The following is a 15,851-nucleotide window of genomic DNA, read 5'->3' on the forward strand; positions in this document are numbered from 1 at the left end:
TCCTCCTAATCAGCCACATTCAGATGGCCATTACTTACTTTTACGCGCTGACCTGTTACAGGATTGATGTTGTACGTTTCAAAATTGGCCTGCACGCCTGTCGTTGCAAAAGATGAATCTTTAGGTGTTGGTGGCCTATATACGCGAGTACCGTCTGCGCTAATCAAACCAAGCCCATCACTTGTTTTTGTCGCACCATCTCCAACCCAGGTTTTACCTAACTGATTAGCTTCGGAAAATGTACCTTGGCCTATAGAGAAGTTCGGATTTTTCGTTCCACTACCGTTCACAGCAGCAGCTAATCTTGAGTCCTGGGCCGCAATATTGCTCAAGTTTTCTTGTATCAGTTGATCCTTCAGCGTTGGATACAAGGCCGCATTTTCAGCGCCGGAGCTAGCAGCTGCCTCTTTTGAACCATCAATGTCCCGCTCAGCCTTCACCAAAGCAGCAAGATTACCCCCTGCCTTGGGCTTGAGTCCACCCCCCGCCACCTCAAAATAGAGCGAGCCATCAGGACCAACAACCTCGACGTTCCCGGTGCGGGTGTTAACCACGCGACGGTAGCCTTCTGGTAATCCACCCGTTTTATTGAAAGAGGCACCGGCCGAGCTGTCCTCGCGGTAGTACGAAGGAAGCGCTGTCTGATCTGAGGCCTTCGCTGTCCCTGCCACTGCCTGCGGTGCTGCGTCGGGCGTTTTGATTGGCCTGGATGCCTTGTTCCAGTTTGCATCAATGGTCACTTTCACAGGATCAATTGGCCTGCTTGCAGCAACGCTTGATCCCGTTCCCACGCCTTTGATTATTGCGGCGCCTGCGACACCCGCAGACGCAACAGCAGTGCCCAATGCAATATTAATCAGCGTGGTCGCACCGCGTACGTAAACATCTCCTTTCTGAGCATTCGCATCAACGTCATAAAGTTCCTTGAGCTTATTATCACTGCTTACTAGATCGTCTCGATCCTTCCCACTCAAATCGCTTGCCACTGTTTTAGCCATCGCGTCTTTGGCAGCAGCAATCTTGTCACCAAACAGTTTATTCAGAACGATACTGCCGGCCATTCCCAGTGCCATTTTTGCAGGACCCATTACCGCTTGAACGCCCAACCCAAGAAGTTCGGCTTGCTCGACAGGCAATTTATCTAGATAACGCTGAAGACGCTCGGCCTGCTCCAGCAATTTCCCTCCTGGAGTATCAGAATTTGAATCTTGCAGCCATACCATCTTATTAACGCCATCCTTATCTTTGTAATGAATAGGATCCGCATCAGCGTTAAAGCCATTACTGCACCCGCCGGCAGCGTTGCAAGCGGCTTGCTGAACATTAAATTCAGAAAAACGGCTGCTAAAACTTTGTATGACTGCAATATCGTCCTGTGACAGCTTGTTAATATCCTCAACGTTCCTGCCGTTTTGCACAAAAGCTTTGGTCAGGTTAAGCGCCAACTCGTCTCCGAACTGCTCCCTTACGGAGTCTGGTACGTCGGTTATAGAAACACTCTGCGCCTGGATATTTTTCCAAACCTGCTCAGCGGAAGACACTGTCCCAGCCAGGAGAGTGCTCGCAGCATTTAACAAGTCCACAGTTTTGTCGGGATAACTCTGTATAGCAGTTTTCCAGGCATTTACAGTCCCAGAAGGATCCGCGACCGCCTCCAACGAACTCTTCGTCACATACAAATCAGTCCGGTGCTCGTCATCACGCGTGATCTCGTATGCCTTGTCGACATCACGATTCAAGCCCGCTGTTGAGTCCTTACCCGCCGTGTCACTGCGCACCACCACATCGCCTGCACCCACGGTGCCCCGGACGATCTGTTCACGATCCTTGTTGTAGTTCCAGCCCTCGACGCTCCAACCGTTTTTCTGGTCATCGCCTTTGCCTACCTGAGTCGAGTCCTGCGTGGTACTGCCGCTGTTACCATACGAGCCACCAACGTTCAGGTAGTAACCGTGTTCCTTGTCCTTGCCCGCGATGTCGCTGTAGCCCAGCGTGTTGGTGTCCAGCTTGAGGTTGCCGCTGTCGGAAGCGATCAACGCGCCGTCGAGTTGGGTGTGGTTCTCGGTGCGGATGTCGACCTTGTCTTTGGCCGTGATGCGGGTCTGTTCCTCGATCCAGTTTTTGGAGCCGTTGGTCTGACCGTACCCGACCGAGCCACTGACGCTGCCGCCAAAGCCGACCACGACAGTTGCGCTGAGGTCGAATTCCTTGCCTTCGACTTTCCCGGTGTCCGGCAGGGATGTGACGTTCAGGTCGCGACCTACACGTCCGACGACATCGTTGCCACGCAACGTGGCACCGGCAATGTTGGTGTCCTGCCCGCTGGCGAAGCCGAGCTGATTACCGGCATACAGGTACGCTTCCTGCTGCTGTTTGCCTTCGCGCTCCAGGTCGCCCTTGCCGATATTGACGCTGGCGTAAACACCGAAACCTCCTGGGCCGATGGCGATCCCGGCCTCACCGCCGGCATTTTTTCGGGTGTTTTCGGTGGAGCTGTCGTTCTGTGCTGCCTTGATATTGAGGGTGTTGCCGGCATTCAGATTGATGTTTCGCTCTGCCTGGGCCTGCGTGCCGATCAGGTTTAGGTCATTGCTGGCCTTGAGGTTGACGTCACGACCTGCCTGCAACGTAGTAACGGTCGAGGCCTCCTGACTCTGATCACCCTTGGCGATGCCGCTGCTGCCGCCCACGCCGATTTTGAGCCCGCCACTGCTGCTGCCGTGGATACCACTCCAGCTTTTCTGCTCGCTGGTTTCCTGGCTGTAGCTGCCTTTGGCGGCATCAAGCGTGACATCCCGGCCTTTGATGTTGATATCGCGGCCAGCCTGCAATTGGCCACCGCTGATCTGAACATCATTGCTCGCAGAAATGTTCAGGTTGTTGCCTGCGTCCAGCGTCGAGGCGCGGTTGGTCGTTTCGACCACTTGCTGGCTGGTGCCTTGCTTGCTGTTACCGAACTTTCCATCGCCCGTCGGGCCAGACAGGAACTGCGAGGTGCTGTCTACTGCCTTGAGCGTGCTCGATCCCTTGCTCGTGGCGTCCTCACCCTTGCCTGCGCCGCTGATGGCGTCCTTGGTGCTGCCATAGTTGTGATCAATGCTCGCACTCAGGCCATTGCGTGAGTTTTCACGTTGTTGTTCAACTGTCCTGGATTCACGTGCGGCATCAATCTTGATGTTGCGCCCGGCAGTCAGATTGATGTCATTGAGCGCCTGAAGGTCAGAACCTACCTGATTGATGTCGCGCTTGGCGTTGACCGTGAGGTCTTCACCCGCGCGGACCTGGCTGGCGGCAGCGCTCTGTTGCTCAAGGCGGTTGTTTTCCTTGGTGCGATCAACGCCTGCGAAGAACGTCACGCCATTGGCGTTGGAAGACACGCCAATGCCAGACTGCCTTTTCTTCTCCCAGTCCTGATTGGAGTTGGTGCTCTGTGCGGCCAGAATGTTGACGTCCTGACCCGCATTCAGACTGACGTTTGCACCTGCGTTGACGCTGCTGCCGATAACATTGATGTCGCGCTCGGTCTGCAGACTTACATTGCCTGCAGCATTGATCTGGCTGCCTACACTGGTGCTGCTCTGCGCTTGGCCACCAGCTTCTTTAGCCGATGAGATGGACAGGAATCCGCCAGACACTGAAAGACCGGTTTTCTTCTTGTACTCGTCGCTGTGGCTGGAGGCTTCGTCGTTGGCAGAGAGCAGATTGATGTCGCCGGTTTTATCCAACAGCCCGGCTCGGAGGTCCACATCATTGCCTGCGCCGATGTTGCTGGCACGCAGTGTGATGTCCTTGCCTGAAGCCACTACCACATCGTTACCGGCATTCAGCTCACTGGCGACTTGGGTAGAGCTGGTCTTCAGCTCGCTTTTTCCACTTTTGGACACGCCAAAAGAGCCGGATTTACTTTTCTGGCTGTAAGCACCCTGCTCATCGACACCCGAGAGTACGGTCACATCGTTAGTGGCGCCGAGAATCAGGTCATTGCCTGCCGAAAGACGGCTGCCAATGACACTGACGTCATGCCCACCGTTGATGCTGACGCTGCCGTCAGCAGCCTTGGTGGTATTGATGGTGAGGTCTTGCCCTGCATTGATGACCGACGCTACGTTGCTGCTGTCGTAGCTTTCCTGCTGTTTGCTGCTACTGCGTCCGAACGAACCTTTGCTCTTTTTGGCATAGAAGTACGAGCTTTCGTCCTGAGCTGATGCAATGGTCAAATCTTGCGCAGCATCAAGAGCAACGTTGCTGCCCGCATTGATGCGGCTGGCGATGATGTCGAGATTCTGCCCTGCCTGCAAAGCCACACTGCCGCCCGCTTTCAGGTCCGCAGACACCTGGCTGACATGATCTTCCTGCTCGGTCACCTTCTTGCTCTTGCCGTAGGAATGCTGTTCATCAGCCGCCGAGGACAGGGTCAGGTTTTCCGTCGCGGCCATCGCGATGTCGCGCTTGGCGTCGATGCTGCTGGCGATCACGTTGATGTCGCGGCCGGCCTGGGCCGTCAGGTCGCGTCCGGCGCTGACTGTGGAGCCCAGTTGCGTAATGCTGGAATTACTGGAGTTCACGCCGCGTGTCTGGCCGTTCTCGGTCTGGGCCGAGTCGATAGCGACATCGCGGCCCGCAGAGATGCTCAAATCACGACCAGCCTGCAACACGCTGCCGGTGTTTTTCACATCACGACCGGCTTGCAGGGACATGTCGTTGGCCGCTTCGATGCGTGCGGAGCTGTCGGCGAAATCCTTACGCCAGGTCGCATCATCCGCAGCGCTCTGATGGCTGGTCACGGTACGTTCGTTGATGACATCGCCGCGCAGGGCGGTCAGTGTCACATCACGTCCGGCGATAATGCCCCCGGATTTGTTGATCAGGTCATTACCTGCCAGCAAGTCCAGACGGTTGCCAGCTTCTATCAGGCCGCTGTTGACCAGGTCATTTCCAGCGGCAGCCGACAGGTTGTTGGCCGCACGCAAGGTGCCGACGTTGTCGAGGTTTTGCCCGGCAATCAGCGAGACGTCGTTACCTGCAATCAACGCCCCGGTCGGGCCAAGGCGATTGTCGGCCTGAGCCAGATACAGCACTGGCACCAGCACTTTCTCGCCATTCACTTCGTGCTCTTCGAGCCAGACGATGTCGTGGGTCAGTGCAGCGACTTGCTGTGAACTCAGCGATACGCCGACCGCCAGGTTCAGCTGCTGTTTGCTGGCGATGGCGTTGTTCATCAGGTACTTGAACTGCGCCTCGTTGGAGGTTTGCCCGTCGATGAACGCCTGGCCGGTTCTGGCCACAACGGCTTGCTGAACAAGGCGTTGTTCGTACAAGCCGTCACCCAGACGCTTGGCGCTGACTTCCGGGTCGTAACCCAAGCCTGCGAGCAGGTAATCCGAACTCATGAACTGCTTGAGTTCGGTGAGCACCGGGTTGGTTTCGATCAGGTATTTCTGTGGTTTGGAAACGAAGTTGCTGCTGGGCAACCCTTCTACTCGGGTAACGGTCTGTGCTGCTGCGGCAGCGACCGGGCTACTGACCGTTGTAGTTACCAGACGGCCCTGGGCCGTCGCGCTACCGGATCCTGTGGCAGTTATAACCGGCAAGCCTGTCGAACGTGCATTTTGCACAGGCAGCAAGGCACCACTTCCCTGATTGCCCGTCGCGATACCGGTGACGCTGTCGACGCTGGTTACACCTGTGGAATCAGAGGTATGGCCCGGTAGTACAAATCCGCCTGCGGGTGCGGCGTTTGGCACGCTGGTGTCGAAAGCAGATGCGTTGGCACTCACGCCAGCGCCTTGTCGTGTCACCGAAGCAAGCTGGCGGGTGGCGTTGGATATCTGGCCAACCGAGCCGATCTGGATGGTGCTTGCCTGCGCATCAGAAACGGTTTGCTCGCGTTGAGCGACGGAGACCGCTGCGCTGCCCATCGTCCAGGTTTGTGGCAGACCGACGGGTTGGGCAACAGCAACAGCGGTGCCACTTTGCCCGCTCAGGCGGAACAGACCGTTCTGGCCGGTCGGAAGGCTGAAGCCTGGCAGGCTTAACGGGTTGACTTGTTGCTGGGCCAGGTCTGGCGGCAATTGCTGATTGACGGTAACGCGCGTGGAGAATTGGCTGCCCGGAGCGCTGGTGTCAGTGCGCGAACCGCCGCTCACGTAGGTGTAACCCACCCGTACGACGCTGTTATTGATGTTGTTCTGAGCATTGACGTTGACCGCACCGGCAGCCTGGATAATGGCTGCATAGCTCTGATCACCACCGCTTAGCCGTGTGACCTTGTAAAGCTCGGGCATGTCAGTTTCGACGATGCGAATGAAGTCGGCCAATGCTGCCTGAAAACCCGTAAGGCTGGCGTCATAACCACTGCTGCCAAGCCAGTACTTATCAGTGAAGTCCTTAGCGGCTTTGGTCCACATGCTGGCGTTGTCGGTGCGCATGCTGCGGTACACAGTCACCGTTTCTGTATCGCTGGTCTCTACGCCAGTATTGGTCAGGTTGTTAAGCGTAGCGGTGAGATTGCCGCTGGTGGCAATGGTGCTGCTCTGGTTAACCAGATCGCCGCCGTTGATGTTCATATTACCGCCAGCGGTGATGCTTGACGCTGCACTGGCCGCGGTCACTTCCAGTTTTTCACGCTGAGTAAGGTCCCAGGTATGTGTTTGCGTGCTGGTTTTGCAATCGTTTTTGTAGAACTCACGGTTGCACGCCCCCTCTACAATCTTGGCGCTATAAACACCGCCATTGCTGGTAGTCAGAATGGCACGGATGTTCTGTATCGTGCTCGCCGCCAGGCTCATGCTGCCGTCGCTTTGAATCGACGCAGAACTGTTGACGATGCTGTCGGCAAGGGCACCTTGCCCGTTACGGTCAATCGTGAGATTACCCAGGCTATAGATGTTGGCGTAGCTGTTGTTCAGCGAACTGACCCGCAGGCTCATGTTGTTGCCACTGAAGATCAGCCCGCGGTCATTGACCAGCGAGCCGGTGGTCACGGTCAGCGCTTGACCACTGCCCAGCGTGCCTTGGTTGTTGATGCTCCCTGCATTGACGGTCAGGTTACTCGCCGAAGTCAGGCGGCCGACATTGCTCAATTGCCCCCCAACCGAAACCGTGGTGTCACCGCCGCCAGCGATGGTCGAAGCGGCGTTGAGGTTCACTTGCGCGGCACTCAGTCCGAGCGTCCCGAGGCTGCTGAGACGGCCATTGCCGCCGTATGTACCGCCGATATTGAGGCTTAGCGAGCCGTCACTGGCAATCAGTCCGTCATTGTTCCAGTTGCCGCCGCTACCGACGAAGCTGGTGGAAGCCAGAAGTTGGCCGCTGGCGGTCTGGCTGAAGTTATTGACGTTGACGTTCAGACGCCCGGCCTGGATGACGTTGCTGTTGGTCCAGCTATCGGCACTAAGTGTTAAACCACCGCGAGTAACAATGCTGCCGCCAGCATTGGTGACGTTGGCCGTAGAAATATTAAACGTGCCATTACCCGTATGCAGCAGCGAACCGCCACCATTGAGGAAGTTGCCAGCGTTGAGAGTCAGGTCGCTGTTGGCGCTTTCCAGGGCGCCGTTGCGGTTGTCGAACAGGTTGCCGATCTGGAAGTTTGTGGCGCCGCCACCGCCCAGCGCACGCAGTTGTCCGGTCTGGTTGTCCAGACTGGCAGCGGTCACGGCCAGGGTGCTGTCACTTTCGATGATGCCGAAGCGGTTGTTCAGTGCGCCGCTCAGGTTCAGCTCGACCTGGCCACCAGCGATCTGGCCGTCGTTGTCGCCGCTGTTGTCGAAGTTGCCGCCGTTGACCCGCACCAGGCCTTTGGCGTACAGGCCGCCGTTGCGGTTGTCGAAGCCGGGAGTAGTAATCAGCGCTTCGCCGCCGCGTGCGGAGACTCGCCCGCCGTAGTTGTCGAAGCCGCCCAGCGCGGTCAGGTTGAGGCGTTGCGCCTGAATGACACCGCCCTGGCGATTGGCGTCATAGCCATTTTTCAGCACGCCGCTCACGTTCGCGGTGAACAGACCTTGCAGGCTGGACAGTACTCCGCCCTGACTGTAGAGGTTGGCGCCGGTCAGGTTCAGGTCGCCGTTCTGCGCGATGATCCGGCCGTTCTGGTTGTCGACGGTATCAGCGACATCGACAACCAGTGCGCTGACGCTCTGGACCGCGCCACGAACGTTGGAGAGGCTCGCTGCATTCAAATTCGCATCGGCGTTCTGGCTATAGATCAAGCCATCAGCATCGTTGAGGACACTGCCACCCGCGACGACTTTCAGTGTGTTGTTGGCAGCAACGGTGCCGCGGTTGCGGTTATCCAGTTGCCCGGATGTGTTGAGGGTCATCAGGCTCTGGCTGATCAGTTGCCCGGCCTGGTTGTTGATCGCCGCGCTGCGCCGCAACAGCAGGTTACCGCCGCTGGCCAGCTTGCCGCTGGTGTTGGTCAGGCTGCCCAGCAGGTCGAGTGTCATATCGGCCTTGCTGCTCAGGTTACCGGCGCTGTTGTCGAGGCTGCTGCCTTCGAAGCTGAAACCCTGCTGCGCCGTCAGGTTACCGGCCGCGTTGTTCAGGGCATTGGCTTTGATGGTCAGCCCGGCACCACTGTCGATAAGGCCGTTCTGGCTGTTGTTCAGCAGGCCCGCGACGGTCAGGGTCTGACCGGTTCCGCTGGAGAGGATGCCGCCGCTGTTGTCGAGGCTGTCAGCGGTTACGCTCAGTGTGTTCTGGCTGACCAACGCACCGTTGCCGCCGTTGAGCAATTCACCGGTCAGGGTTGTAACAAGGTTGCCGTTGCGGCTGGACAAGGTGCCGTTGGTACGGTTATCGAGGCGGTTGCCGGAAACGTTCAGACCCTGCCAGCCGGATATCAGACCGTTCTGGTTGAGCAGGTTGGTCGCGTTGACTGTCAGCACGTTGCTGCTGATCAGCTTGCCGCTACTGTTATTGAGGGTGCGGCCATCGAACCTGAAACTCTGTGCGCTGGAGACCTCGCCAGACTGGTTATTCAGGTCGCGAATGCGGTTAAGGGTCAGCGAACCGTCTGCCGTGATCAAACCGCCGAGGTTGTTGAGGTCGTTGCCTTGCATGTCAATGGACAACCCGGCGTCGCCCATCACGCGTCCGCCGTTGAGCGACAGTGCATTGAGTACCAGGGTCATGTCGCGCGTGGCCGACACTTCGCCGCTGTTGCCGGCATCCAGGCTGCCCGCCGTCAGGTTCAGGGTGCCGGTACTGTTGATCAGGCCTTTGGCGGTGTTGTTGATCGATGTGGCGTTGAGGATCAGGCTGGTTCCGCCCAGCACCTGGCCGTTCTGGTTATCGAGGCTGGCCGCGCCCACCTTGAGTGCCTGAGCAGCGTTGATCAGGCCTTTGTCGCGGTTGGTGAGCAGACCAGTAACCGTCAGGTCCAGGTTGTTGCGGCTGGTCAGCGTGCCGCCTGTGTTATCGAGGGTATTGGCGGTGGTGTCGACACCGGCTGCGGCGATCATGCCTTTGACGTTGGTCAGCGCACGGGCGATGCGCAGGGTCAGCAATTGGTTGCTGAGCAGTTTGCCGCCGCTGTTATCCAGTTGTTGAGCGTTGAGGGTAAATGCCTGAGCGCTGGAGATTTCACCGTTCTGGTTCAGAACCTCGTTGACGTTTTTCAGCAGCAGTGCGCCCGGCGCGTTGATCAAACCACCCTGGTTGTCCAGCTGGCCGTTGTTCAGGTCCAGGCTCAAGGAGGTGTTGCTGAACAGGCTACCGCCCTGCTGACTCAGGCGGCTGACACTGGCGGTCAGTGCCTGACTGCTGCCGATGCTGCCGCCATCGCTGTTGGTCAGTTGTGCGCTCGTCAGGTCCAGACGATCACTGCTGCTCACGCGACCATTATGGCTGTTGTCGAAATTCCCGGTCTTGAGGGTCAGCAGGCCTTTGCCGCTGATGTTGCCTTTCTGGCTGTTGTCGAGGCTGGCACTTTTCAGGTCCAGTGCGCCATCGGTCAACAGTTTGCCGCCCTGATTGCTGATTGCTCCGATGCTGTCGAGGGTCAGTTTTCCAGCACTGGAGACGCTGCCTGCGGTGTTGGTCAGGCTGGCGGCCTTCAACGTCAGGACGTCTTCATTGCTGATCAGGCCTTGAGTGTTATCGAGCGTTGCAGACAGGTCGATACCCAGAGCGTTAAGGGCACTGATCGCGCCACCGGTGTTGTCCAGCGTACTGCCCACCAGCGTCAGACCGGCTTTACTGGAGAGCAGACCATTCGTTCGGTTGGTGATCTGCGCAACGTTCAGCGTCAGGGCTTTCTGTGCCAGCACCTGACCGCTGTCGCTGTTGTTGAGTTGCTGGCCGGTCAGGGTAATCGCGTCCTGACTGGACAGTTCACCGCCACGGTTATCGATGTCGGTGACATTGATATCGAGGGCTTGGGTTGCGCCGATGAAACCGTTCTGACGGTTGTCCAGCGCGTCGCCGCGCAAGGTCAATATGCCTTGGGCAAGCATCTGACCACCCAATTGCCGAAGGCTGCCGATCTGTGCGTTGAGGTTCTGTTTGCTGGCGATCTGGCCGAGACCGTTGTCTGCTGTCGCGGCACTCAGCGTCACATCGCCGTCACCAATCAGCGTGCCCTTGACGTTGGTCAGGGCGGTATTGACCGTCAGGTCCAGAGCTGCGCGGCTGCTGATCAAGCCTTCGGTGTTGTCCAGGCTGTCGCTGCGAGTGTTCAACGCGGCGGCGGAAATCGTACCTTTGATGTTGCTCAGCGCCTTGTTGACGATCAGCGTCAGAGCCTGACTGCTGAGCAGTTTGCCGCCACTGTTATCGAGGCTGTTGGCGTTCAGGGTAAAGGCCTTTGCGCTGGAGATTTCGCCGTTCTGGTTGGCCACGCCATTAAGATTCTTCAGCAGCAACACGTCGGGGGCGTTGATCAAACCGCCCTGATTGTTCAACTGGCCGTTGTTCAGGTCGAGGCTCAGCGAGGTGTTGCTGAACAGCTCACCACCCTGCTGGTCGAGGCTGGTGACGCTGGCCGTCAATGCCAGCGCACTGGCAATACGTCCGGCGCTCTGGTTAATGACCTTGCCTGCCGTCAACTGCAGGGTATCGCTGCTGGTCAGGCGACCGCCCTGGCTGTTGTCGAACGTGCCGGTGGTGACCTGCGTGGCGCCCTTGCCAGCCAGTTTGCCCGCCTGACTGTTGTCCAGGCTGGCGCTGGTCAGTGTCAGCGTGGCGTCGGTAGTAACGGAGCCCGCCTGGTTCTCCAGAGCGCCGGTGGTGGTGACGCCCAAGGCATCGGCGCTGGAGAGGCTGCCCGAAGCGTTTTGCAGGGACGCAGCGCTGACCGTCATGGCCGACTCACTGCTGAGCAGGCCGCCCCTGTTGTCCAGCGTGCCAGACAGGCTGATGTTCAGGTCCTTCTGGCTGGCCAGCGTACCGCCTGCGTTATCCAGCCGCGCACCGTCGAGACGCAGGGTGTTACCGAACAACAGGCCCTTATTCAGGTTGATCACGCGCGCCACGGTCAGCCCAAGTGCAGTACCTGCCAGGACCTTGCCGCCGTTGCTGTTGTCGAGCGTCTGACCAATGATGTCCACACCGATCTGGCTGGACAGTTCACCGGCCTTGTTGTCGATGTCGGTAACATCGATTTTCAGCGCTTTTGTAGAGCCCACCAGGCCGCCTGCCTGGTTGTCGAGGGTTTTGCCGGTCAGGGTCAGATTGCCCTGCGCAACCAGCTCGCCGCCCTGCTGGGTCAGATTGGCGATGTTGGCGACCATGTCTGCCTGACTGGCGATACGACCACTGCCGTTGAGAGCGCTGTCGACCTGCAACTGCATCAGGCCAGCGGCGTTGAGCAGACCGTTCTGGTTATCCAGATGCGTGCCGACCAGTTCAAGACCGGCATTGCTGTTGATCAGGCCCTTTTGACTGGCGCTCAGGCCGGTCTGGCTATTGTCGAGGACATCGACGAACAGCTGCAGGCCTTTCTCGGCACGAATCGAACCGCCACGGTTATCCACGCTGTCGCTATGCACGATCAGCAGGTTTTGCGCGGCAATACGGCCACCACGGTTATCCAGCGTCTTGCTCGACAGGTCCATCAAGCCCTTGGCTTGCAGGCTGCCACCCGCGCGATTGTCCAGCGCGCCGGTCAGTTTCAGAGTCAGTTGGCCATCTGTGACCAGTGCACCGGACTGGCGGTTGTCCAGACTCGCAGCACCGATGTCGATACCCTGCCCTGCGCCCAGCGTTCCGGCCTGATTGTCGATGGTTTCAGTGATCACCAGTTTCAGGAACCGGTCAGCCATGACCTGGCCAGCGGCATTATCGAGGCTCAACGCATTCAGGGTCGTGTTACCGGCGCTGGTCAGCTCGCCGCTGCGGCTCGACAGCTTGCCAGTGACGTTTACCAGCAGGTCGGCATCGCTACTCAGGCTGCCGCTGTTGTTATTCAGCTCATTGGCCGTCAGATCGATGCCGTTGCCAGACACCAGACCGCGCAGGTTGGTCAGCAACTGGTCGACACGCACGATCAGCGCTTTGTCGCTGAGCACCGAGCCAGCGGTGTTGTCCAGCGACGTCGCGGCCAGGGTGAAACCGTTGGCGCTGGAAATTTCACCGCTGCGGTTGCTGACTGCATTGAGATTTTTCAGCAGCAACTGGCCCGGCGCGGTAATCAGGCCGCCGTCGTTGTTCAGCACGCCTTTGCTTAAATCGAGACTGACGTCACTGTTGCTGTACAGACGGCCATCGTTAGTCTGATTCAGAGCGGTGACCACTGCGGTCAGGGCCATGGCGCTGGCGATACGACCGGCGTCACTGTTATTGACCAGCCCGGCATCAAGCTGGAGGGTTCCGGTACTGGTCAGGCGGCCGCCTTGCTGGTTGTCGAACGTACCGGTGGTGAGTGTCAGACCATTGCTGGCGATACGCCCGTTCTGGCTGTTGTCGAGACTGCCACTGGTGAGCACCAGCGTTGAATCGCCGAGAATCTGCCCGCCACGGTTCACCACTGCACCATCGACCGTCAGGGACGAGTTGCCGGAGCTGGTGATACTACCGGCAGTGTTGCCCAGAGAAGCGGCGCTCAACGCCAGCGTGCCATCGCTGCGCAATATCCCTTGATCGTTGCTGAGGACGCCCGTGTCTTTCAGACCCAGACTGTTTTTGGCGTAGACGCTGCCACCGCCCGTGTTGATCAGTTGCCCGACGTTCAACTGCACGCTCTGCTGGCCGGAAACGGCACCAGCGCTTTGGTTGTTCAGGCTGTCGGCGTTGAGCAGCAACGCACCATTGGCCAGTAAACGGCCTTTGCCACTGTTATCGAACTGGCCGACGGTTGCGGTCAGCTCTCCAAGGCTGGAGAGCTCCGCGTTGCGGTTGTCCAGCGTCGCGGCACTCAGCTCGACACCGGTGGCGGAAATAAGGCCGCGCAGGTTGGTCAGCAACTGGGCGACACGCACGATCAAGGCTTTGTCGCTGATCACCGAACCTTCGGTGTTATCCAGCGTGGTCGCGGCCAGCGTGAAGCCATTGGCGCTGGAGATTTCACCGCTCTGGTTGTTGACCACGTTCAGGTTTTTCAGCAGCAACTGGCCCGGCGCGTTGATCAGGCCGCCCTGGTTAGTCAGCAGGCCGTTGCTCAGGTCGAGGCTGACATCGCTGTTGCCATACAGACGACCGTCGTTGGTCTGATTCAGGCCGGTGACCACAGCGGTCAGCGCCATGGCGCTGGCGATACGACCGGCATCGCTGTTGTTGACCAGCCCTGCATTCAACTGGAGTGCGCCGGTACTGGTCAGGCGACCGTCCTGATGGTTATCGAAGGTACCGGTGGTGAGTGCCAGACCGTTACCGGCAATGCGACCACTCTGGCTGTTGTCCAGGCTGGCGCTGGTCAGTGTCAGCGTTGAATCGCTTAGGATCTGCCCGCCGCGGCTGACCACCGCACCGCTCGTGCTGACTGACGCCGTGCTGGCACTGGTCACGCTGCCGGTGTTATTGCTCAGGGACGCCGCACGCATATCCAGGGTGCCGTCGCTGCGCAGTGTGCCCTGGTCATTGTTCAACGCGCCGCTGACGGCCAGGTTCAGACTGTTTTTGCCGTAAACGCTGCCGGTGCCGGTATTGGTCAGTTGCCCCAGGTTCAGCTGTACGCCCTGCTGCCCTGCTACCGAGCCGTTCTGGTTGTTCAGGTGGTCAGACGTCAACTGCAACGCGCCGTTGGCCAGCAGACGGCCTTTTTCGCGGTTGTCGAACTGGCTGACGGTCGAGGTCAGGCTGCCGAGGCTGGAGATTTCCGCGTTGCGGTTGTCCACGCTTGCCGCGTTGAGCAGCAGATCGCCATTGGCGCTGATAAGCCCCAGCTGGTTGAGCAACGGCCCGGAAATACGAGCGGACAAAGCGCTGCTGCTGAACAGCTTGCCTTGCTGGCTGTTGTCCAGCGACCCCGCAGTGATGGTCATAGTGCCATTGCTGCTGATCAGCCCGCTCTGGCTGTTGAGCACCTGAGACGCGTTGATATCGACAGTGCCGCCCTGGCTCAGAATTCGGCCTGACTGACGATTGTCGACGGCTGTGGCCACGATGCGTGTGCTGGACTGCCCGTTCAGTGTGGCACCCTGGTTGTTCAGGGTCTGGGTAATGGTGGCCTGCAAGGCGCGACTGGCGGTGATGCTGCCGCTATTGGTCAACCCGTTGGCAGACAGCGTTACATCACCCGAACCATTGCGGCTGTTGTCGGCATTGACGCCCGCCTCGATCACCGCCGAGTTGTTGAGTTGTCCGCCTGCGGAAAGGCTCAGCGCATCGCGTGCGGCGACGTTCTGCCGAGTGGTGAGATCGCCCGCGGTGCTCATGGTCAATGACGACCCCGCATAGACCGGGCCGTTGACTTCGGCACTGCTGGCCCTGGCCGTGACAGCGCCGCTTGCCGCGGTCTGCGTCATGCTCAAATGGCCGTTGGCATCAATCTGGATATCGCCGCCACTGGCCGCCAGATCGCCAGCCAGCCTGACGCCAACGCCCGCCTCGGTGCCCACCAGACGGATCGCGCCGGCATACATACCGCCCAGCGCCGAGCTGTCGACGGCCAGTTCCGGTTTGGCACTGCCGTCGTCAGGCAGGGCCGTGGGATTGAGGGTCTGCGCATCGACATCGTTACGACCGGTAATGATGTTGAGGCGCTTGGCGTGCAGCTCGGCATTGATCTTCGCGCTGCGGGTGATGATGTCGAACTGGTCGACGTTGTCTGCGTTCAGCCCCACGCCATCGATGGATATGCTGCCGCCCTGCACATTGAAACGCTGCAACTGCCCGTTGGCATCCAGCACCGGTTTGCCGGTGGTCAGCGTGACCTGCGGGGTATTGATGAAACCGCAACCGTTGCAACTGATGCCGTAGGGGTTGGCGACGATGACACGTGCCGCCTGCCCGGCCACTTCCGTATAGCCCCTGAGCTGGCTGGCGTTGGCCCCAACCACTTCGTTAAGAATGGTGGTAGCGGCCGTGCCGCGCAGGTTGGAGTTGCCAACGATGATGCCGCCCAGTTGGGTGCTCTGGGTCTGGTTCGTGGAGTTGTTGAGGATGACGCCCTGACTGTCGACGTTGTACTGCTGGAACTGGTTGTGCGACAGGCCGGTGGCATTGGGCGTGGCAATGTTGACGATAGGCACGCCATTGCCCGCCTGGCTCAGGCTGGTATTCGGCCCACTGACCACGATGCCTTCGGCCTGAACCAGCAGCGGCTGCCAGAACAGGGCATTGGCCAGAATCAGCGCGAGGCCGCGTTTGGGCATTCCCCAAAAGGACTGGCGCTCAATCAGCACAGCAGAAGGCTGACGAGCAAGCAGAGCCAGTTGGTGAACGTCCATGTAAATGACCTCGGAACAGGTAGG

General features: G+C 58.9%; 1 protein-coding gene. It reads right to left on the bottom strand.

Annotated elements, in window-relative coordinates:
- Positions 1-5: 5 nt before the first annotated feature.
- Entirely contained in the window at positions 6-15,827 is a 15,822-nt protein-coding gene (locus tag KP808_RS14665) for a hemagglutinin repeat-containing protein (protein ID WP_230016398.1), read from the bottom strand.
- Positions 15,828-15,851: the final 24 nt, after the last annotated feature.

It is taken from the genome of Pseudomonas savastanoi (genome assembly GCF_020917325.1).
GTDB lineage: Bacteria > Pseudomonadota > Gammaproteobacteria > Pseudomonadales > Pseudomonadaceae > Aquipseudomonas > Aquipseudomonas amygdali.